The sequence below is a fragment of the Thauera sp. genome, from assembly GCF_035444905.1.
Taxonomy (GTDB): Bacteria; Pseudomonadota; Gammaproteobacteria; order Burkholderiales; family Rhodocyclaceae; genus Thauera.
Genome location: NZ_DAOMPS010000063.1, coordinates 1 through 21,132 on the forward strand (window position 1 = coordinate 1; position 21,132 = coordinate 21,132).

Here is a 21,132-nt window from a genome sequence, read left to right on the forward strand (position 1 = left end):
CCATCCACCCGCACCCGACCCTGGGCGAGACGGTGGGCATGGCGGCCGAAGTGGCCCACGGCAGCTGCACCGACCTGCCGCCGATGCGCAAGAAGTAGACAGTCTGCGTGGGGTCGGCGTGATGCAATGCTCTAGGACAATAGGAACATTGAATCAGGCCATTAGACTGCAATCACACCGACACCACCCCACTGGCAGGCCTCCCGCAGGAGGACCGGCCGGTCCCTCGAAAGGAGCACAAGGGCCATGACAGCCATCTCGCAACCGACGATCTCCAGCCTGCCGATCGACAGCGATGCGGACGAAACTCGCGACTGGCTCGACAGCCTCGCCGAAGTCGTCGAGCGTGACGGTCTCCAGCGCGCGGAGTACCTCGTCGACCGCCTGATCGAATCGGGTCGCCGCACCGGCGGCCGTTTCCACACCCGCCACACCACCCCCTACCGCAACACGATCGGCGTCGAAGCGCAGGCGCCCTACCCGGGCGACCTCGACCTCGAATCGCGCATCACCGCGATCCACCGCTGGAACGCTCTCGCCATGGTGTCGCGCGCCAACAAGGTGCATCCGGAACTGGGCGGCCACATCGCCACCTACGCGTCGATTGCCGATCTCTACGAAGTCGGCTTTCACCACTTCTTCCGTGCCCGCAGTGACAGCCACCCCGGCGACCTGGTCTATTTCCAGGCCCATTCGGCGCCCGGCATCTATGCCCGCGCCTTCCTCGAGGGCCGGCTCGGCCGCGACAACCTCGAGCACTTCCGGCGCGAGGTCTCCGGCGGCATCGGCCGCGGCCTGTCGTCCTATCCGCATCCGACGCTGATGCCCGACTTCTGGCAGTTCCCCACCGGCTCGATGGGCCTGGGCCTGCTCAGTGCCATCTACCAGGCGCGCTTCCAGCGCTACCAGGAGCACCGCGGCATCACCGCGCCGAGCGACCGCAAGGTGTGGGCCTTCGTCGGCGACGGCGAGATGGACGAGCCCGAGTCGCTCGCCGGCATCTCGCTGGCTGCGCGCGAGCAGCTCGACAACATGATCCTGGTGGTGAACTGCAACCTGCAGCGCCTGGACGGTCCGGTGCGCGGCAACGGCAACATCGTGCAGGAGCTCGAGACGCTGTTTGCCGGCGCCGGCTGGAACGTGATCAAGTGCATGTGGGGCAGCAACTGGGACGTGCTGTTCGCCCGCGACCACGACGGCTGGATCCTCAAGCGCATGGCCGAGGCGGTCGACGGCGAGTTCCAGAAGCTGTCCGCGACCGACGGGCACTACAACCGCGAGCACTTCTTCTCGCGCTATCCCGAGCTCGCCGCCCTCGTCGCCAACATGTCCGACCAGGACATCGACGCCCTCAAGCGTGGCGGCCACGACCCGATCAAGATCTACGCCGCCTACGCCGCGGCCGTGAGCCACCGTGGCCAGCCGACCGTGATCCTGGCGCAGACCACGAAGGGCTATGGCATGGGTGCATCCGGCCAGGGCACCAATACCTCGCACCAGACCAAGAAGCTGGCGCGGGCCGACCTCGAGCGCTTCCGCGAGCGCTTCGGCCTGCCCCTGTCCGACGAGGACCTCGACGAACTGCGCTACTTCCACCCGGGCGAGGACAGCGCCGAAGCACGCTACGTGCAGGCACGCCGCAGCGCCCTTGGCGGCTACGTGCCGGCCCGCGCCCATGAGGCGCGTCCGATCGCCCTGTCGCAGCCCGAGCTGTACGTGCCCTTCCACGCCGACTCGGGCGAGCGCGAGATCTCGACCACGATGGCCTTCGTGCGCCTGCTCAACAAGCTGATGCGCGACAGCCAGCTCGGCCCCCGCATCGTTCCGGTGGTGGCCGACGAGGCGCGCACCTTCGGCATGCAGGACATGTTCCGCCAGTTCGGCATCTACTCGCCCTGGGGCCAGCAATACACGCCGCAGGACAGCGACCAGCTCGCCTTCTACCGTGAGGATGTGAAAGGTCAGATCCTCGAGGAAGGAATCTCGGAAGCCGGCTCGATGGCGTCCTGGATCGCGGCCGGCACCGCCTACTCGCACAGCGACGAACCGATGCTGCCGTTCTACATCTTCTATTCGATGTTCGGCTTCCAGCGCGTCGCCGACCTGATCTGGAACGCGGCCGACTGCCAGGCGCGCGGCTTCCTGCTCGGCGCCACCGCCGGCCGCACCACGCTGTCCGGCGAAGGCCTGCAGCACGAGGACGGCCAGAGCCACATCTATGCCGCAACGATCCCGACCTGCCACGCCTACGACCCGGCTTTCGGCTACGAGGTCGCGGTCATCGTCGAGGACGGCGTGCGCCGCATGATGGCGGAGAACCACACCGGCTTCTACTACATCACGATGTACAACGAGAACCACCAGCAGCCGGCGATGCCGGTGGGCGCCGAGGACGGCATCCGCCGCGGTCTCTACCTGCTCCGCGGCAGCACGCTGGAAGGGGCGCCGCGCGTGCAGCTGCTCGGCAGCGGCAGCATCCTGCGCCAGGTGCAGGAGGCGGCCGCGCTGCTCGAGCGCGAGTTCGGCGTCGCCGCCGACGTGTGGAGCGCCACCAGTTTCGGCGAACTGCGCAAGGACGGCATCGCCTGCGACCGCTGGAACCTGCTGCATCCGGAAGAGCCACCGCGTGCGCCGTGGGTCACCGCGCAACTCGCCGGCCGCGAAGGGCCGGTCGTGGCAGCGACCGACTTCATCCGCGCCTATCCCGACCTGATCCGCAACTGGGTCCCGCGCCGCTACACGGTGCTCGGCACCGACGGCTTCGGGCGCTCCGACACACGTGCCGCCCTGCGTGATTTCTTCGAGGTCGATGCCCGCTACATCGCGCTCGCTGCGCTGCAGAGCCTGGTCGCCGAGGGCACGCTCGAGGCGTCGATCCTGAAGGGTCTTCCGGCCCGCCTCGGCATCGACGTCGACAAGCCCAGCCCGATCGGCAGCTGATGCCTGCGCACCCGACCTCCCTGCCCGACGCGCGGCGGCGCGCAGGGCAGCAATCCACTTCTCCGAGGTAAGACGAAATGACCCGCTTGCTGGATGTAAACGTTCCCGACATTGGCGACTACAACAACGTGCCGGTGATCGAAGTGCTCGTGAAGGCGGGCGACACGATCAACGCCGATGACCCGATCGTCACCCTCGAATCGGACAAGGCGACGATGGACGTGCCCGCGCCGCAGGCCGGCACCGTCCGCGAGGTCATGATCGCGGTCGGCGACCGCGTCTCGGAAGGCAGCCTGCTGCTGCGGATCGAGATCGCCGACGCCGGCGCGGCGGCGCCCGCTGAGCCACCCGCTGCGCCCACGGCGCCCGCGCCCGCGAGCCCCGCCGCGGCGGCGCCTGCCGCGGCCCCCGCTGCCCCGGCACCGACCGTGGCCACGCCTCCGCCTGCAGCGGCGAGCCCGTCGCCGGTCGTCGCGCCGGCGATCGTCGCCGGCGGCAAGGTGCACGCGAGCCCTTCGGTACGCCATTACGCACGCGAGCTCGGCGTCGATCTGGCCACGGTCAGGGCCAGCGGACGCAACGGCCGCATCACCCGCGAGGACGTCACCGCCCACGTCAAGGCGTCGATGCAGAGCGGCGTGGTGCCGGGCAAGACCGTGGCACAGGCTGCCCCGGGCAGCACGCTCGAGCTGCTCCCCTGGCCCAAGGTCGATTTCTCCAAGTTCGGCCCGATCAAGCTCGAACCGCTGTCGCGGATCAAGAAGATCTCGGGGGCGAACCTGTCGCGCAACGCGGTGCTGATCCCGCACGTGACCAACTTCGACGAAGCCGACATCACCGAGCTCGAGGCCTTCCGCAATCAGGTCAACAGCGAGAATGCGAAGGATCCGAACGCGGCCAAGCTCACCATGCTCGCCTTCCTGATCAAGGCGAGCGTGGCGGCCTTGAAGGAATTCCCGACCTTCAACAGCAGCCTCGACGGCGAGAACCTGGTGCTGAAGGAGTACTTCCACATCGGCTTCGCCGCGGATACGCCCAACGGACTCGTGGTGCCGGTGATCCGCGACGCCGACCGCAAGGGGCTCTACGAGATCGCGTCGGAGTCCGCCGCGCTGGCGAAAAAGGCGCGCGAGGGCAAGCTCGGGCCGGCCGACATGAGCGGCGCCTGCTTCACGGTGTCGAGCCTGGGCGGGATCGGTGGCACCGGCTTCACGCCGATCATCAACGCGCCCGAGGTGGCGATCCTGGGTGTGACCCGCAGCCAGATCAAGCCGGTCTGGAACGGCAAGGAGTTCGCCCCGCGCCTGATCATGCCGCTGTGCCTGTCGTGGGACCACCGCGTCATTGACGGCGCACTGGCGGCCCGCTTCCTGGTGCATCTGGCGAAACTGGTGAACGACTTCCGCCGCATCAGCCTGGGATGAGTGGCGGGCGGTGCCGCGGGGATCGGCGGCACCGCTTTTTTCACCACAGGCGCGCCCGCCGGCGCGCGCCTTGTTATCATCGTCGCCTTTCCGATCAAGCGCTTGCGCAATCCAGACGCCGATGAGCACCGACCGCCACACCCTCGAACTCCTTGCCCCGGCCAAGACCGCCGACTTCGGCATAGAGGCCATCAACCATGGCGCGGACGCGGTCTACATCGGCGGCCCGGCCTTTGGTGCGCGCTCGTCCGCGGACAACTCGGTGGCGGACATCGCGCGCCTGGTGCAGCACGCCCACCGCTACCACGCGCAGATCTTCGTCGCCACCAACACCATCCTGTTCGATGGCGAACTCGAACCGGCACGCAAGCTGATCTGGGAACTGTATGACGCCGGGGTGGACGCCCTGATTGTGCAGGACATGGGCCTGCTCGAGCTCGACCTGCCGCCGATCCAGCTCCACGCCAGCACCCAGACCGACATCCGCGACGCGAGCAAGGCGCGCTTCCTGCAGGACGTGGGCTTCTCGCAGATCGTGCTGGCGCGCGAGCTGTCGCTCGCCGAGGTGAGGAAGATCGCGGCGGCGACCACCTGCCAGCTCGAATACTTCGTGCACGGCGCGCTGTGCGTGGCCTTCTCCGGCCAGTGCTACATCAGCCACGCCCATACCGGGCGCAGCGCCAACCGCGGCGAATGCTCGCAGGCCTGCCGCTTGCCCTACGACCTCAAGGACAAGGACGGCCACACCATCGCCAGCAACCAACACATGCTGTCGATGAAGGACAACAACCAGAGCGCCAACCTGCGCGCACTGGCCGCGGCGGGGGTGAGCTCGTTCAAGATCGAGGGCCGCTACAAGGACCTCGCCTACGTCAAGAACATCACCGCGCACTACCGCACGCTGCTCGACGACATCATCGAGCACCCCGAGGCCGACGCTCCTGTGTATCGCCGCGCCTCGAGCGGGCGCACGACCTTCCTGTTCACCCCGCAGGCCGACAAGACCTTCAACCGCGGCTACACCGACTACTTCGCCAACGATCGCCAGCACGGCATCGAGGCCTTCGAGTCGCCCAAGTTCGTTGGCGAGCCGATCGGCCAGGTGAAGAAGATCGACACCAAGGGCCGCAAGTTCTTCGACGTCGAGCGCGTCGCACCGATCCACAACGCCGACGGCCTGACCTGGTACACACCGAAGGGCGAGCTCACCGGCCTGCGCGTCAACCGTGCCGAGGCCAACGGCGGCGGCGAGGGCATCGACCGCGTCTTCCCGTCCGAGCCGCTGCCGTCCGACCTGGTGCCCGGCACCTCGCTGTTCCGCAACCACGACCACGAGTTCGAACGCGCGCTGGAGAAGAAGTCCGCCGAGCGCCGCATCAGGGTCGACGCGCGCTTCTCGGCGACCGCCGACGGTTTCGCCCTCACGCTCACCGACGAGGACGGCGTCAGCGGAACGGCGACGCTCGCCACCCCCTTCGAGCCGGCGCAGAACGCCGAGCGCGCACTCGCCACCTTGCGCGAGCACATCGCCAAGCTCGGCAACACCCTCTTCGCGGCCCGCGACATCCGCATCGACCTGCCTGTCGCCCCCTTCCTGCCCGCAAGCCAGCTCAACGCCCTGCGCCGCGAAGCCGTCGAGCGCCTCGAGGCCGCGCGCCTTGCGGCCCATGCCCGTCCGCCGCGCGCCGCCCCGGTCGAGCCGCCGGTGCCCTACCCGCAGGACGCGCTGAGCTACCTCGCCAACGTCTCGAACGACAGGGCGCGCGCCTTCTACGCCAGGCACGGCGTCAAGCTCATCGACGCCGCCTTCGAAGAGAACCAGGAGAGCGACGACGTCTCGCTGATGATCACCAAGCACTGCCTGCGCTACAGCTTCAACCTGTGCCCGAAGGAAGTGAAAGGCATCCGTCCCGACCCGATGCAGCTCGTCAATGGCGACGAGACGCTCACCCTGCGCTTCGACTGCAAGCGCTGCGAGATGCACGTGGTCGGCGCGCTGAAGCCGCACATCGCGAAGATGCGCGACACGGTGGTGGCGCAGAAGGTGAGCTTCTTCCCGGCCCGACCGGGCAAGGACGCGGCGCTGCCGGCGCGGACCTGACGCCCGCTCGCAGGGCGGCGCGGTAGCCGAAAGGCATTGCGCCGCCCTGGCGTTCCGCGCACCATGCTCGCGTTCCCGACGCTTGACGCGCCTGATCGCCCGGCGGCAAGGGGTCAGCAGCGCTCTCGGGAGCACCTGATTCGTGACCAGCAGGCCGATCGTGCGCACCTCAGCGACCTTCGTTTCAATCCGGACGAATACGGGCATGTCGGCCGGACTGCAGATTGAATTCATTCGACGTTCCACGCCGCGGTCGCGCGTGGGGCTATGCGCTCGATTGGGCAGGGAGTGATCGCGCCGATGCACGCGGGGAAATGGCATGAGGCATGCGGTGCACTGCGCCTCGTTTACTGCACCCTGCGCCGCCTGGCGCTGCCCTGCCTGGTGCTGGCGCTGCCTGCGACCGGCGCGAGCGCGGCCACCCTGGCCGGCGGCCCGATGGCCGGGCCGGCGACGGCCGAGCGCGTCGGCGTGTGGCTGATGACCGACGCCCCCGCCCAGGTGCAACTCGAGTACTGGCCGCACGGGAAGCCCGACGCGGTGCAGCGCAGCGCGCCGGTGGCGACCAGCCCCGAGCGCGGCCACACCGCGCGCATCGACCTCGACGGCTTGCAGGCCGCCACCCGCTACGCCTACCGCGTCTTGCTCGACGGGACCCTGGTCGCACTCGACGAACTCGACGAGGCGCCCACATTCTCCACCGCGCCCGCGGATCCGGCCGCGCCGCGCGAGTTGCTCATCGCCACCGCCTCGTGCAACTACATTCCCGACGCACCTTACGAGATCACCAAGGATGCATTCGGCGCCGGCTTCGAGATCTTCGACACCGTCGCCGCACAACGACCCGACGTGATGCTGTGGCTCGGCGACAACATCTACTACCGTGACAGCGACTTCGAGCCCGCGGACGAGGCCGCCGCGCGCATGCACCGGCGCTGGGCGGCCACGCGCAGCTTCGCGCCGCTGCAGCGGCTGCTGCGCACCGGCCAGCACGTCGCCATCTGGGACGACCACGACTACGGCCCGAACAATGCGAACCGCGACTTCGCGCTCAAGGCAACGGCGCTGGCGCATTTCAAGGACTACTGGGCGAACCCGAGCTACGGGCTGCCCGACGCGGCCGGCACCTTCACCCGGGTGCCGCTCGGCGACGTCGAGCTCTTCCTGCTCGACGACCGTTACCACCGTGACGACGACGCCAGCGAAGACCCGGCGCGGACGATGCTCGGCGCGGCGCAGCTCGAGTGGCTCAAGGACGCACTGCGCGACTCGCGCGCCACCTTCAAGCTAGTCGCCAACGGCAGCCGCATGTTGAGCGATCGGCCGTCGCCCGAGCAGCGCGGCGGCGAGGGCTGGCACAACTTCCCGGCCGAGCGCCAGGCCTTCCTCGACTGGCTCATGGCGGAGCGCATCGACGGCGTCTTCTTCGTTTCCGGCGACATCCACTACACCCACCTGACCGAACGCGAGCGCCCCGGCACCTATCCGCTCACAGAGCTGACCTGCTCGCCGCTGACCGCGCGCGTGCATCCGCGCCCGTTCCCGGTGCGCGAGGTAGCCGGCACGCTGGTCACGCAGCGCAACTTCTGCACGCTGGCGTTCTCCGGGCCGGCCGGCGCGCGCGTGCTGCGCGTCACTGCGTGGGATGCTGCGGGCACGCGCTTGTGGGAGGCAGCGTTTCCGGCCGCGCGGCTGCGCACGCCGTGAGCGCGCCCAGGCCGAGCAACGCGCGCGTGCGCGCCTCGTCCACGACGCCCGACACCGCCTTGACGCCCCCCCGGCCGTCGAAGAACAGCGTGCGCGGCAGCTCGCCGCGCCAGTCGGGGTCGATGGCAAAGGCCAGGCGCTCGGGCGCATCGTCGCCATAGGCGAAGCGCGCGCCGGGCACGCCGAAGCGATCGAGGATCGCAGCCAGCTGGGGCTCGGCCGGTTCCACCGCAAGCGTGACGAGGCGCAGGCCGGGATCGGCCTTTGCCATCGCCGCGAACAGGGCGAGGTTCTTCTTGCAGTGCACGCACTCGGCCGACCACAACGCGAGGATCGTCGGCGCGCGATGGGCAGCGGGGGCGACGAGCTGGCGCGCCGCGGCGGCATCGACGCTGGTGAAGCCGGACGGCGCGTCGGCCGCCACCGCGGCGCCTGGTGCCGCGGCCCCGCACAGCAGCAGGGCGAACAGGATGTGGATCGCCTTCATCACAGCGGATACCCCTTCATGCCCTCGTCGGCGGTGCGCCAGAACACGAACAAGGCCTCGCCCCGGCGCAACACCCTTGGCTGGTCGGACGCGCCGGCGGTGGCGGCAAGCGCCCGGGTGCGGAAGCTGCGCCCGCCGTCGTCGGACAGTTCGGCGAAGAGCTGGGTGTGTTCGCCGTCGAACTCCTTCCACACGACCGCCACCCGCGCGCCGGCGAGCGCAATGTCGGCGTGCGCCGCGCGCGGCCCGCCCACCGGGCGCTGGCCCTCGACGCGGCCATCGGCCAGGCGGCCGTAGAACACCCGTCCCGCGCCCTCGCGCTCGTTGAACCACACCGCGTGGCGCGTGCCGTCGGCCGCCACCGCGAGCGAGGGGCCGTGGTGCGGGCAGGCGTCGATGCGCCAGCGGTCGAAGGTGACGCGCTCGGGCACGACCGCGCCGCCGTCGACATCGAGGCGGGCGAGCGCGTGGTCGCGCTCGTTGGGCTCGAAGACGTGGCGCCACAGCAGCAGCGGCACGCCGTCGACGTCGTCGGTGAGCGCCAGCCGGCAGCACTGGCAACTGTGATCCGCCACCTTGGCTTCGGGACGGAAGCTGCGTCCACCGTCGTCGGACACCGCGGCGTAGATCGCCGAACCGCGGTAGTCGCCGCCGGCACGCTTGGCCGCGGCGCCGTCGCGACTGTCGATCCAGGCGATGACGAGACGGCCGTCGCGCATCACCTGCATCACGTTGAAGCTGTGGCCGACGATGCTGCGGTCGCGGTGCACGGTGACCGGCGCATCGAAGTGCAGGCCGTCGGCGGCGCGTGCGAAGCGGACGTCGCCGGTAAAGCGCTCCTCGAAGCGACGCGCCCACGACACCAGCACCGCGCCGTCGGCGGCGAAGGCGAGCCGCGGCCGGTTCTCGCCCTCGGCCGCGATCGCCTCCGGCACGCGGTTGACCACCGCTGCCTCGGTCCAGTGCAGGCCGGCATCGATGCTGCGGTGGAGCACGACGTGGCCGTCGCGGGTCGCAACCGCGTACCAGCTGCCGTCGGCCGCGATCGCCGCGCTGGTGCCGAGCTCGGGTCGCGCGGCCTTGGCCGGCGCCGCCTTGTCGGCGGCGACGTGGCCACCATGGGCGGCGGCAGCACCGACGAGGCCAAGCGCGAGCGCGGCGCCCACCAGGTAGCGGCCGCAATATGAAAGCACCCTTCTCATCATCCCTCCTCCTTCATCATCGCCGTCCCTGTGCGAGGCCCGGTGCAGTGCCATCGCCCTCACCATCATCGTCCTCACCATTTTGCGTGCAGCCCGGCGTAGACCGTGCGCGGCAGCCCGGCGGTGTAGCTGGCTTCGCCGCTCGACAGGCTCGAGGTCTCGGCGTGGCGGCGATCGAACAGGTTGGTGACGCTGGCGTAGGCCTCGAAGCCCTTGGCGAAGGGGTAGTTGGCGCGCAGGTTGAAGAGGTCGTGGCCGCCGTACTTGCTGGTGTTGGCGGCGTCGCGCCAGTAGCTGCCGAGGCTGAACCATTCGAGCTGCACGCGGCCGCCGTTCATCGCCGCCGGCGCGTAGCTCAGGCGGGTGTTGGCGAGCAGGCGCGGCGCGCTCTCCATCTCCTTGCCGCTGAAATCCGCCGTGCCGGACACCACCCAGGTCTCATAACTGTGCTTGGCGTAGGACAGGCTGGCATCGAGCCGCCAGTCGCGCGCCAGCGCCAGGCCGAGGCCGGCTTCGACGCCGCGGTGCAGGGTCTCGCCAGCATTGACCGCGGTGCGCTGGTTGGTGACCGGGTCCTGGAAGCTGACGATGTCGTCCTTCTTGGTCATGTGATAGACGGACAGCTCGTAGCTGAGGCCGTCTGCGCTGCCGCGCAGCCCGGTCTCGAAGCTGTCGACGACGACCGGCTTCAACTTGAGCAGCGACTCGGCCTGGGCCTGGGCGCGCGCCGCGCTGGACTCGCGGCTGCCGCGGAAGACTTGGCCTTCGGACGGCGCGCGGAAGGCGTTGCTGTAGGCGACGAAGCCGCTGAGCTGCTCGGTGAAGGCCCAGGTGGCGCCCAGCTTCGGGCTGAAGCGGCTGTAGTCGACCTTGGTGCTGGCGACGTGACCGTACCAGCCGTTGCCCGGGAAGGGCCCCGCCACGCCCTGCGTGGCGCCCGCGGCACCGCCGTTGAACGTATTGGTGTAGTCGTACTGCATGTCGTCGTAGCGCAACCCGGCCGTCACGCGCAGGCGCTCGAGCGGCGAGATCTCGCCATGCAGATAGGGCGAGATGCCGCGGAAGGTGACGTCGTACTGGTAGATCTGCACCGGCGCCACGGCGCGGTTGAGGCTGTAGGTGGTGCCGCCGAGGGCGTTGGTGGTGCGCGTCAGCGCGATCGAGTCCTCGTCACGCGAGCCGGGGCTGTAATCGACGTCGAGACCGACGATGAGGCGCGCGCGCAGCGGCGCAAAATCCATGCGGTACTTGCTCAGAAAGCCGAAGGACTGGTTTTCGGTGACGTACTGGTTGGGATCGTAGCTGACCGTCCAGTTCGGGATGATCTTCATGCGGTTGTCGCGGAAATACGGCGTCACCGACAGCAGCGTGGTGTCCGACTCGCGCTCGAAGGCGGCGGACAGGCGGAAGGCATCGACCTCGCGGAACGAGAACGGGATGTTGTTGCTGCGCGGCGCGCGCTGGAACTCGGCGTCGTTGAGGTTGCCGACGTGCTGCTGGTCGACGGTGGAGAAGGACACGACGGTCTTGAGCATCGCATCGTCGGCGAGCGCGCGATCCCAGCGCAAGGTGCCGGCGCGGCGGTCGTAGCCGGCATCGTGCTGCCAGCCGTCGCTGTGCGTCAGGTTGAGGCTGGCGCGCCAGGCGTCGTCGCCGTGGGCATTGCCGCCGCTCGCCAACACGCGGCCCCAGCCGTGCGAGCCGGCCTCGCCGCCGAGTTCGAACTCGGGCCCGGCGGGTGGCGTGCGCGTCAGCACGTTGATCGTGCCGCCGATCGCATCCGAACCGTACAGCGCACTGCCCGGGCCTTTCGAGACTTCCAGCCCGCCCGACTGCGGCACGTTGATCTCGTACAGCGCGTTGTGGTTGAAGAAGCCGGTCGAGCGCGTCGGGATGCCGTCCTCGAGGTACAGATAGACCGCGGCGGTGGTCAGCGGCTGGCGGATCGCGGTCGAATGGCCTTCGCCCGACAGGTTGCTGATCCACACGCCGGGAACCTGGTTGAGGACGTCCTTGGGATGCGCCGGGCGGGTGGCGGCGAGGGTCTCTTCCTTCACCGCGGACACGGTGGCCGGGGTCTCGCCGAGCGGGCGCGCCTCGCGCGTCGCGGTGACGCTGACTTCGCCCAGCACGGGCAGGGTCTCGGCAGCGCTGGCGACCGAGGCGCCCAGCGCGGCGATGAGGATGGCAAGCTGTGTGTGTTTCACGAATCACTCCTGTTCTACGCGGGACGCAGGCGGGCGCGGCGCGGCGGCAGCGCCTGCGGATCGGCATCGGGGTGGCGGGCGCAGCGGCCCGCCCGAGCAATCGACTGGGATGGAACGGACGGACGAGTCACCGCAGCCGACGCGCAGGGCGCGCCTGCCAGCCGCGCGGGGCGCGCAGGCAAGGCGGAAGCGACTACGAGTGAGGACTCAGGCGGAGCCCAGCCGGGACTCAGGCCTGCGCGGGCGGTGCGCGCGGATGCGAGGCAGCCCAGGGCAGACGGGGCCGCGGCAGGTAGAGCGCAAAGATGGCGCCGAGCGCCTCACCCTGCACCGCCGGCACGTCCACCGCCCCCCAGGGAGCCGGCAGCGCACCGGCAAACAGGCTGCAGAACACGCACACCTTGGCCGCGGGAACACGCTCGCCACCGGTCTCCTGCGGGCCGGTATCGACGGCGACATGCCGGATGCCGGAGGCGGTGCAGATCTCCAGCCACATCGCGTCACCCGAGGCACGATACGCGGCCTGCGACAGCGCCGGCGCAAGCGCGGCCACCAGGATCGCGAAAGTGGCGATCCAGGCGGTGAGCGAGCGGACGGGGCGAGTCAGGTGCATGGGGAGAAACGAAGCAGGTGGAGAGCAGGATAGCCCGCGCAACTCTACCGGCTCGCCGCGCGGTCCTGATTGACTGCGATCAACCGACGCCAGCCACCCGATTTGCACCCTCGCCGCGACCGCCTGATACCGGCTCAGCACGTCGGCGCAGATGCAGCCCCGGCTCAGTTCACCGTCTCCGCCACCTGCAGCAGCGGCAGCGGCGGGAACAGGCGCAGCGTTCGCGCCACCTGCATGTTGATGACCACCGCGAAGTCGCGCATCTGCAGCACCGGAAGGTCGCCGCCCTGGCGCCCTTCGGTGAGGATGCGTTCGGCCTGCACGCCCGCCAGGCGGCCGACGTCGCGGTAGCGCGGCGCCACCGAGATCAGCGCCGACGCCTCGCGCACCAGCTGCTCGTACGGACTCAGCACGGCCAGCCCGTGCTGCACCGCCGTCGCCGTCACCGTGCGGCCCGCACGCTGCAGGAAGGATGACGAACCCAGGTAGAGGAAATCTGCGCCGTCGGCCTTGAGCGCGGCGATCGCCGGCGCGATGTCGGCCTCGCGCGGCTCCCCGTCGGCAGCCAGTGGCAAGGCTTGCGCCACCAGCTCGAAGTCGAGGCGCGTGGCGAGTGCGGCCAGCTCCGCGCGCTTGAGCACCGAATTCGGCTCGTTGCCGTTGTAGATGAGGCCAAGACGTCGGAAGTCGGGCCGCAGCGCGCGGATAGTCTCGATGTTCACCTCCTCGGGCACGCGGTTGTAGGTGCCGGTGAGGTTGCGACGACCGGTGCGCTCCAGGCTCTCGACGAGGCCGGCGCCGACCGGATCGGCGACGATCATGAACACCTGCGGAATATCGTGGTTGAAGTCGTCCGGATCGCCCGGCTCGCCGAGGGTGCCGGCCAGCCCCTGGGTCACACTGGTGCCCCAGCTCAGGATCAGGTCGACCTGGCGCGCTCGCGCCTCGGCAAGAAAGGCCGGCAGGCGGCCGCGGTCCTGAGCGGCGTCGCGCAGCACGAACTCGACGTCCACGCCACGCTCGCGCAGCTGCGCCTGAAAGCCCTCGCAGGCCTCCTCGCAGCCGCGCCAGGTCACGATCATCACCTCGTAGCGCGCCGCCTGGGCGGCGCTCGCCGCCAGCATCAATGCGACCGCCATCGCCAGGCGTCTCATCCACATCTCTCAGCGCTCCCGGGCCCGTCGCCCACCGACCCCTGCAATCGATTCCACCGTAGCACACACCAGCGCACCACACAGGACGGTCCAACCCACCGCGGCGATCGTGCCGGCGATGCCGGTGTCGCCAAGAAGCACGGCACTGACGAGCAGGCCGAGCAAGGCGCCGATGCGCTCGCCCAGCCGCAGCGCCGACAGGGCCCCGCCGTCAGCGCCGCCGATGCGCAGCGCCAGCGCGTGCATCGGCGCACGCAGCATGGCGTGGCCGATGCCGAGCAGCACCAGCATCAGTACGGTGCCCCAGAAGTCCACGCGGGTGGACAGGTGGAGCAGCGCCGCCGCCGACACCAGCGCACCTCCGACCACCAGCGGCAGCGGGCCGACCCGGTGGTCGGCAAGCTGGCTCGCCGTGCCGCCGACGAGCATCACCACCAGGTAGTAGAGCATGACCACGCGGGCGATCTCGGCCGGTCCGGACCCCAGCTCGGCCAGCAGCAAGGGGCTCAGATACCAGACGACGATGGCGGTGGTCGCATTGGCGGGCACCGCCACCGCCAGCAGCAGCACCGCGAGCCGGCCCCAGCCGCGCCGCACCGCCACCGCGGCGGGCGCCGGCGCGGGCGCCACCGCATCGCCCGCCTCGCCGCGCATCGACAGCAGCGCCGGCAGCGCGGCCGCCAGCACCGTCACCGCGCCGGCGGCGAAGGCCACCGCGAATCCGAAGCGCTCGGCGAGCAGGCCGCCCAATGCCGAGCCGCAGAACACGCCACCGAAGATCACCGTCACCGACACCCCGATCGGCGCCGCCCGGCCGGCGCCCGCCGCGGCACGCAGCGCATACTCCTGGCAGGCGATGGTGCCCAGCGCGTAGCACAGGGCGAGCCCGGCCCGCCAGGCCGTGATGCCGACCACGCTGGTGCTGAGTCCCATGCCAAGCAGCGTCACCGCAGCGGGCGCGAGGACGCCGACGAACAGCCGCCGCGGCCCGAAGCGCCGCGCCAGCGCGCCGGCAAAAGGCGACATGATCGCGATCGCGAGCAGATAGACGAGTAGCGGCAAGGCCGCCGCGAGTTCGCTCGACAGCCAGGGCGGGCGTCCGGCATCGCGCGCGTAAAGCGGCAGGAAGGCGGTCGCCACCTCGGTGCCGACCGAAAACAGGAACAGCGCGAGGCGGATGTCGGCAACGTCGGACAAGCGCAGCAGGCGCGGGCCATCCGCATCGACGCGAATGCCGGCGCGCGCCACCAGCCCCGCCCGCGTCGCCGCCGGCAGCGTCGCCAGGCGGCGGGCGAGATCCAGCGCGTGGTCGCTGAAACGGGCCGCCGCACGGCCAAGCCCGCCGAGGCCGCCGCCGCCCACGACATGGGCAAAAATGCCCTCGCGCTGCTCACGCAGCAGGCGCAGCACGCGGTCGAAGGGACGACCGACGGTGCCGTGGGCAAGTGCGAACACCAGCTCCACCGCGATCACGCTCGCCACCAGGGCCACCACCAGCACGTCGAGGAAGATGTCGCGCAAGCGGGTCTGGACGAAGCGCGAGTTGACCTCGATCACGATGTCGCCGACCAGCTCGTTGCCCGCCAGCACCGGCAGCACGAAGGACCCCCGCGCCACCGCGAGCACGTCGGCAGGCGCCGGCGTGAAGCGGGACTCGCCCGCCGCGCCGCCGCGCGCGGCCTCGGCAAGCAGCTCGCCCGCCATCGAGCGCACGGCGATGCGCTCGACCTCGCCGAAGCGGCCGAGCGTCTCGCCCAGGTGGCGATCCAGCCCCGCGATGGCATCGACCGGGATGCCCAGCTCGACGGCCTGCTGGATCTCGCCACGCACGATCGCGCCGATCAGGCGCGTACGGTTCTCGAGCTCCGGCGCCACCGCACGGTCGAAGGCAAGCAAGGCCGACACCCCGAGCGCCAGCACAGCCGCGGTCACGCCCCCCACCACCAGCACGATCAGGCGGACGCGAAAGAAGCCGCTGTCGAGTTCGCGCCTTACGCTCATGAGCGCTCCTCATCGGCCGCCGCCAGGGAGCGGCGCGCATCGAGGTAGCGTCGTTCGGCGTCGGCCAGCAGGGCCGCCAGACCATCGTCCCCTGGCGCCTCCTGCCCGGCCGCCGGCGCGGACGCTTCGGCGAGCTCGCCGCGTTCGGCCACGGTGACGAACGCCTGTCGCCACGACCTACGCTCGAACGCCGCAATGCTCTGATCCACCGCGCGGAAGACCGCCAGATGCGGTGCCAGCCCCAGGCGCAACAGCACGGCACCGAGCGCGGACGACACGACGAGGACCGCCACCGCGGCCACTGCCAGTTCGGCCCCCATGGCACGCAGATTGGTGAGGCTGGCGCGCCGCGGGTACACGATCAGCACGCCCCCCATCGGTGCGCCGGACGCCGACTGGATCTGGATGCCGCTCAGGAAGCCATCCTCGGTCTCGCGGTACCAGGGCCGACCGGCTGCCGCGGCGAGCGCGACCGCGGCCGAGGGTGGAAGGCGCGCCGGCGCAGCGGCCGCGGTCGAATGGACGACCCGCCCCTCGGCATCGAAGACGTGGATGGCGACGATGGCCTCGTCGGTCTGGCGTGCGCGCTCGAGGACCGCGGGCGCATTGCGCACCGCCTGCAGCGACAGGCCGATGCGCGCCGCGGCGGCGAACGGGGTCGCGGTACGGTTGGCCAGCACCGCCAGGCGCTCACCCACCAGCGCCGCATCGATGCTCGCATAGCGCAGCGTGGCCAGGCCGACGAAGAAGGCCAGCACGAGGACATTGACCACGACCACCACCGCCCATACTCGCCAGAACAGCGCCATGCCCCTCTCCATCCGATGCCATGAGCCGTGCTGCTCGTACCAGCGTAGTTGCGGAAGCCGCACAAATGAAGCGCCGATGCGACCGGCGCGACAGCTGACGGCGCAAAAGCTGGGCGGCACAGGGTAAGCTTCCGCCCCATCGGTAAGCTTCCTCCCCGCCACGCGTCGCCCCGCTCACCAAGCCGTGGCGATCGCCGCTGCCTCTTCCATCCTTGCTGCGACACATCGCGCCCGCGCCATGCTGACCCCCGCCCACCAGCTCCCCGACCATCCCCGTCTCGCCGAACAGCCGCTCGTGGTGATGGCCTTGTGCGCCGACTGGTGCGGCACCTGCAGGGAGTTCCAGGTGGTGCTCGAGCGCGTCGCCCGCGCCCACCCCGAGATCCTCTTCGCCTGGGCCGACATCGAGGACGATGCGGAGCTGGTTGGCGACATCGACGTGGACGATTTCCCGACGCTGGCCATCTTCAGGGGTGGACGGCCCCTGCACTTCGGCGCCTCGCTGCCCCTCGAGCCGGTGGTGACGCGGCTGCTGGAAAGCCTCGCGCACTCGTCCGCCGGCGCCATTGCCGTCCCGCATGCAGTGAGCGAGTTCGGCGCCCGGCTGGCGCGCTAAAGCCCGCCCTGCAAGGCGCGCGGGCGGTCCGCGCTTGATCCCGTGCCCGCGATCTTGCACAGTCCTGTGCATCGCTCCGCGGACGCCGACCATGAACGCTCTCTTCCCCCGCAGCCCGCTGCTCGCCGGCACCGACGTCGAGGCCAAGCGTGCCGAGCTGCTCAGCTACTTCCACGCCACCTTCGACCGCTACGAGTCGCTGTTCGAGGTGCTCGCCTGCGACGAGGCCTACTTCAGGAAGCCGATCAGCCTGCGCCACCCGCTGATCTTCTACTTCGGCCACACCGCCACCTTCTTCATCAACAAGTTCCTGCTCGCCGGCCTGGTCGAGCAGCGCATCGACCCGCGCCTGGAATCCATGTTCGCCGTCGGTGTGGACGAGATGAGCTGGGACGACCTCGACGACACGCGCTACGACTGGCCCACGGTGGCCGAAGTCGCCGCGTACCGGAACAAGGTGCGCGCGGTGGTCGACCGCGTGATCCGCGACACACCCTTCACCCTGCCGATCGGCTGGAAGGATCCGCTCTGGGCGGTGGTGATGGGCATCGAGCACGAGCGCATCCATCTCGAGACCTCCTCGGTGCTGATGCGCCAGCACGCGCTGCACTACGTGAAGCCGCATCCCGCGTGGCCGCCCTGCACCGAGCACGGCGAGCCGCCGGCCAACGCGCTGGTCGACATCCCCGCCGGCACGGTGAGGCTAGGCCGTAGTTTCGATGAGCCGATCTACGGCTGGGACAACGAATACGGCAGCCACCACGCCGAGGTGCCGGCCTTCCAGGCCGCGCGCCACCTCGTCACCAATCGCGAATACCTCGCCTTCGTCGAGGCCGGCGGCTATGCCGACGACGCCCTGTGGGACGAGGAAGGCCTGGGCTGGAAGCGCTTCGCCCGCGCCGAACACCCGACCTTCTGGATCCCCGAGGGCGCCGCCTGGAGGCTGCGCCTGATGGCCGAGGAGGTGCCGATGCGCTGGGACTGGCCGGTGGAGGTCAATTGCCTCGAGGCACGCGCCTTCTGCCGCTGGAAGGCGCGCAAGACCGGCCAGCCGGTACGCCTGCCGACCGAGGACGAATGGAACCGCCTCTACGACCACGCCGGCCTCGCCGACGTGCCGCAGGACGCCCCGGCCAACGCCAACCTGCATCTGGACCACTGGGCCTCGAGCTGCCCGGTGACGCTGTTCCAGCATGGCGAGCTGTTCGACGTGGTCGGCAACGTGTGGCAGTGGTGCGAGACGCCGACCTATCCCTTCGACGGCTTCGACGTCCACCCGATCTACGACGACTTCACCACGCCGACCTTCGACGACCGCCACGCCATCATCAAGGGCGGCAGCTGGATCTCGGCGGGCAACGAGTCACGCCACGCCTCGCGCTACGCCTTCCGCCGCCACTTCTTCCAGCATGCGGGCTTTCGCTACATCGTCAGCGAGGCGCCGGTGATCAACCCGGCTTCCGCTTACGAAACCGATGCGCTGCTGTCGCAGTACGCCGAGTTCCATTACGGCGACGAGGCCTTCGGCGTGCCGAACTTCCCGCAGGCGCTTGCCGACATCGCGATCGGCGCCCAGCGTCGCTTCGGCAACGCCCAGTTCGGCCGCGCGCTGGACCTGGGCTGCGCCACCGGCCGGGCGAGCTTCGAGCTGGCGCGCGCCTTCGCGCGCGTGGTCGGCATCGACTTCTCGGCGCGCTTCATCCAGGCCGGGGTCAAGCTCGCCGAGACCGGCGCGCTGCGCTACACCCTGCCCGACGAGGGCGAGTTGGTGACCTACCACGAGCGCCGGCTCGACGCGCTGGGCCTGGCCGAGACCGCCGGCCGCGTCGAGTTCTGGCAGGGCGACGCCTGCAACCTCAAGGACGTCTTCACCGGCTTCGACCTCATCCTCGCCGCCAATTTGATCGACCGCCTGTACAGCCCGCGCCGCTTCCTCGCCGACGTGCCGCGGCGGCTCAACCCCGGCGGCCTCCTGCTGCTCGCCTCGCCCTACACCTGGCTGGAAGAGCACACCAAACGCGAGGAGTGGATCGGCGGCTTCAAGAAGGACGGCGAGTCGTACACGACGCTCGACGGCCTCAAGGACCTGCTCGCCGCAGACTTCGAGCTGGTGCAGGGGCCGCAGGCGGTGCCCTTCGTGATCCGCGAGACGCGGCGCAAGCACCAGCACACGCTGTCGGAGCTGACCATCTGGAAGAAGCGCGCATGAGCGCCATCGACCGTGAAACCCTCGCCGACCGCGCCGCCGGCGCGCTGATGGGCGCCTTCATCGGCGACGCGCTCGCGCTCGGCCCGCACTGGTACTACGACCTCGACGAACTGCGCGCCCGCTATGGCCCGTGGATCTTCGACTACACCGCGCCGATGCCCGACCACTACCACGCCGGCATGAAGGCAGGCGAGTCCTCGCAGGCCGGCATCCTGCTGCGACTCACGCTGGAATCGCTCGCCGAGCGCGGCGGCTACGACGAGGCCGACTTCTGTCGGCGCATGGACGAGGAGTTCTTCCCGCAGATTGACGGCGTACCGATGCACGGCCCCGGCGGCTACACCAGCCAGTCGATCCGCGAAGCCTGGAGGAAGCGCGTGCAGCAGGGCCTGCCCTGGGGCCAGGTCGCCGGCAACGCCGACACCACCGAAGCCGCCGAACGCACGCTGGCGATCGCGGTACGCTACGCGCTCGACCCCGCCGCGCAGGCGGATGCCGTCACCCGCAACACCGTGCTTACCCAGACCGACGGCACCGTGGTGGCGATGACGGTCGCCTTCGGCGCGGTGCTCGGCATGTTGGTCGAGGGCCACGCGCTGGACGCGTCGATCTCGGCGAAGCTGATGGCACGGGTGAAGTCCGGCGCGCTGCCTTTCCACACCGTGACCTCGGGAAACCTTCAGGCGCCGAAGGCCGGCGCCGCCGAGGCCCCGACCGTCGGCCGCTTCCCCTCGCCCGACGCGCTGCTCACGCCGTCCTCAATCGCCCGTGCAGCCCGCGATCCGGACGTGCGCATCGAGCCGGCGTGGAAGGCGTCGCTGGTGTATGGCATGCCGTGCGCCGTCTACCACCAGTTTCCAGCGGCCTACTACCTGGCGGCGTGCTTCGCCGACGACTTCGAGTCGGCGGTGCTGCATGCGGTCAATGGCGGCGGGCAGAATCTGGCGCGGGCGATGCTGACCGGGGCGCTGGTGGGGGCGCAGGTGGGGTTGAGCGGCATCCCGCCGCGCTTCATCGCCGGACTGGCGGACAGCGCGGCACTGAGGGCGATCGTGCAGCGCGTCGCCGCGCAGACGAGGGCCGCCTGAACGGGCGTTCTTGCCAAATTTTGCCAAGCACCTAGGCTGCGCGCATGAGCACCATGAACATTTCCCTGCCCGACAGCCTGAAGTCCTTCGTCGACGAGCAGGTCAGCGAACGCGGCTACGGCACCAGCAGCGAGTACGTGCGCGAGCTGATCCGCAAGGATCAGGACCGTCAGCGCCTGCGCGGCCTGCTGCTGGCCGGCGCAGCCAGTGCACCCGCAGCCCCGGCCGACGCTGATTATTTCGAAGGCCTGCGTGACCGGGTCCGCCAGCGTACCAAGGCAAATTCTCGCGGGTGAGGACGAAGCCGGTCTTTCCGCGTGAGCGGGCCAGCCAGGATGTTGACGCGACGCTCGCCTGGTATCTGAAAGAGGGCGGGCCTTCCGTGGCACTCGATTTCGTCGATGCGCTGGAACGGGCCTACACCGACATCGGCCGCCATCCGGGCACGAGCTCGCCGCGATATGCCCACGAACCTGAGCTTCCCCGCCTGCGCGCGTGGTCGCTGTCCCGTTACCCCTACGGAACAAGTCAAGATAGTTGTCGCCTGATTCATGCAACCAACCGGCCTATATCT

At 69.9% G+C, this 21,132-nt stretch carries 16 protein-coding genes; 9 read left to right on the top strand and 7 right to left on the bottom strand.

Annotated elements, in window-relative coordinates:
- The first annotated feature begins 246 nt into the window (after nucleotides 1–246).
- From aceE to PLC66_RS19450, 4 genes are all read left to right on the top strand, one after another.
- Nucleotides 247–2,940 carry a pyruvate dehydrogenase (acetyl-transferring), homodimeric type gene (aceE, locus tag PLC66_RS19435; protein WP_324543582.1) on the top strand — a complete coding sequence of 898 codons (2,694 nt, stop codon included), beginning with the start codon at nucleotides 247–249 and terminating at the stop codon, nucleotides 2,938–2,940.
- A gap of 77 nt (nucleotides 2,941–3,017) precedes the next feature.
- Complete coding sequence (gene aceF / locus PLC66_RS19440) at nucleotides 3,018–4,364, top strand: dihydrolipoyllysine-residue acetyltransferase (protein WP_324543584.1); 1,347 nt, start codon at nucleotides 3,018–3,020, stop codon at nucleotides 4,362–4,364.
- Nucleotides 4,365–4,485: 121 nt separating this feature from the next.
- Nucleotides 4,486–6,465, top strand: coding sequence for a peptidase U32 family protein (locus PLC66_RS19445; protein ID WP_324543586.1), 1,980 nt, complete (start codon nucleotides 4,486–4,488; stop codon nucleotides 6,463–6,465).
- A 300-nt stretch (nucleotides 6,466–6,765) separates the two neighbouring features.
- The gene (locus PLC66_RS19450; protein ID WP_324543588.1) at nucleotides 6,766–8,172 is read left to right on the top strand and encodes an alkaline phosphatase D family protein; all 1,407 of its coding nucleotides are present in this window, start codon (nucleotides 6,766–6,768) and stop codon (nucleotides 8,170–8,172) included.
- On the opposite strand, the gene PLC66_RS19455 is transcribed toward PLC66_RS19450, so the two are convergent.
- The 7 genes from PLC66_RS19455 to PLC66_RS19485 all read right to left on the bottom strand — a co-directional run bounded on the left by PLC66_RS19455 (nucleotide 8,099) and on the right by PLC66_RS19485 (nucleotide 16,645).
- Nucleotides 8,099–8,659, bottom strand: a complete 561-nt coding sequence (locus PLC66_RS19455; protein ID WP_324543590.1) for a TlpA family protein disulfide reductase — start codon at nucleotides 8,657–8,659, stop codon at nucleotides 8,099–8,101. The two genes, PLC66_RS19450 and PLC66_RS19455, sit on opposite strands and share 74 nt — an antisense overlap.
- The gene (locus tag PLC66_RS19460; RefSeq protein ID WP_324543593.1) at nucleotides 8,659–9,861 is read right to left on the bottom strand and encodes a sialidase family protein; all 1,203 of its coding nucleotides are present in this window, start codon (nucleotides 9,859–9,861) and stop codon (nucleotides 8,659–8,661) included. Before PLC66_RS19460 ends, PLC66_RS19455 begins: the two co-directional genes overlap by 1 nt.
- Before the next feature lie 74 nt (nucleotides 9,862–9,935).
- A complete protein-coding gene (locus PLC66_RS19465; protein WP_324543595.1) occupies nucleotides 9,936–12,068 on the bottom strand; it encodes a TonB-dependent receptor in 2,133 nt (710 codons plus the stop codon).
- Between the two features lie 229 nt (nucleotides 12,069–12,297).
- The gene (locus PLC66_RS19470; protein WP_324543597.1) at nucleotides 12,298–12,681 is read right to left on the bottom strand and encodes a DUF2946 domain-containing protein; all 384 of its coding nucleotides are present in this window, start codon (nucleotides 12,679–12,681) and stop codon (nucleotides 12,298–12,300) included.
- 164 nt (nucleotides 12,682–12,845) lie between these two features.
- Nucleotides 12,846–13,841, bottom strand: a complete 996-nt coding sequence (locus PLC66_RS19475) for an ABC transporter substrate-binding protein (protein ID WP_324543599.1) — start codon at nucleotides 13,839–13,841, stop codon at nucleotides 12,846–12,848.
- A gap of 3 nt (nucleotides 13,842–13,844) precedes the next feature.
- Nucleotides 13,845–15,836, bottom strand: a complete 1,992-nt coding sequence (locus PLC66_RS19480) for an MFS transporter (protein WP_324543600.1) — start codon at nucleotides 15,834–15,836, stop codon at nucleotides 13,845–13,847.
- Nucleotides 15,833–16,645, bottom strand: a complete 813-nt coding sequence (locus tag PLC66_RS19485; protein ID WP_324543602.1) for a hypothetical protein — start codon at nucleotides 16,643–16,645, stop codon at nucleotides 15,833–15,835. Before PLC66_RS19485 ends, PLC66_RS19480 begins: the two co-directional genes overlap by 4 nt.
- A 238-nt stretch (nucleotides 16,646–16,883) precedes the next feature.
- Here PLC66_RS19485 and PLC66_RS19490 point away from each other — a divergent pair, with 238 nt between their 5' ends.
- The 5 genes from PLC66_RS19490 to PLC66_RS19510 form a co-directional block, all read left to right on the top strand.
- The gene (locus PLC66_RS19490; protein WP_324543604.1) at nucleotides 16,884–17,261 is read left to right on the top strand and encodes a thioredoxin family protein; all 378 of its coding nucleotides are present in this window, start codon (nucleotides 16,884–16,886) and stop codon (nucleotides 17,259–17,261) included.
- Nucleotides 17,262–17,352: 91 nt separating this feature from the next.
- A complete protein-coding gene (gene ovoA, locus PLC66_RS19495; RefSeq protein ID WP_324543606.1) occupies nucleotides 17,353–19,470 on the top strand; it encodes a 5-histidylcysteine sulfoxide synthase in 2,118 nt (705 codons plus the stop codon).
- Nucleotides 19,467–20,558 carry an ADP-ribosylglycohydrolase family protein gene (locus PLC66_RS19500; protein WP_324543608.1) on the top strand — a complete coding sequence of 364 codons (1,092 nt, stop codon included), beginning with the start codon at nucleotides 19,467–19,469 and terminating at the stop codon, nucleotides 20,556–20,558. The genes ovoA and PLC66_RS19500 overlap by 4 nt, the downstream gene beginning before the upstream one ends.
- 44 nt (nucleotides 20,559–20,602) lie before the next feature.
- Nucleotides 20,603–20,854 carry a type II toxin-antitoxin system ParD family antitoxin gene (locus PLC66_RS19505; RefSeq protein WP_324543610.1) on the top strand — a complete coding sequence of 84 codons (252 nt, stop codon included), beginning with the start codon at nucleotides 20,603–20,605 and terminating at the stop codon, nucleotides 20,852–20,854.
- Nucleotides 20,851–21,132: type II toxin-antitoxin system RelE/ParE family toxin (locus tag PLC66_RS19510; protein WP_324543612.1), on the top strand; the 282-nt coding region annotated here is incomplete at its 3' end. The genes PLC66_RS19505 and PLC66_RS19510, both read left to right, overlap by 4 nt.